This is a genomic window from Arthrobacter sp. SIMBA_036, from assembly GCF_046535135.1.
Classification (GTDB): Bacteria; Actinomycetota; Actinomycetes; order Actinomycetales; family Micrococcaceae; genus Arthrobacter.
Genome location: NZ_JAWRXG010000455.1, coordinates 1 through 236, shown reverse-complemented (window position 1 = coordinate 236; position 236 = coordinate 1). Strand labels below are relative to the sequence as shown.

Below are 236 nucleotides of genomic sequence, written 5' to 3'. Positions count from 1 at the left end.
CCAGTGGACCAGATCTTTCGCACTGTTTCGTTCGGCGAGGTCGAGCAAAGCCGCGCTTATGAAGAACAGCATCCACGGATGCGCGAGCGCAGACAAAAGCATTCCGGCGATCAGCAACTGAAACACCGCAAAGCCCGCGGGGCCCATCTCCCGCATAAGCAGCGCGGGATCGCGCATCAACACCAGCCACGTCTGCAGCCAGCCCTTGAACCAGCGGGTGCGCTGGTGAAGCCAGG

At 61.4% G+C, this 236-nt stretch carries 1 protein-coding gene; it reads right to left on the bottom strand.

The window, feature by feature from the left end:
• A partial coding sequence (locus tag SB659_RS20505) for a hypothetical protein (RefSeq protein ID WP_410551770.1) occupies positions 1-236 on the bottom strand: 236 nt, incomplete at both ends.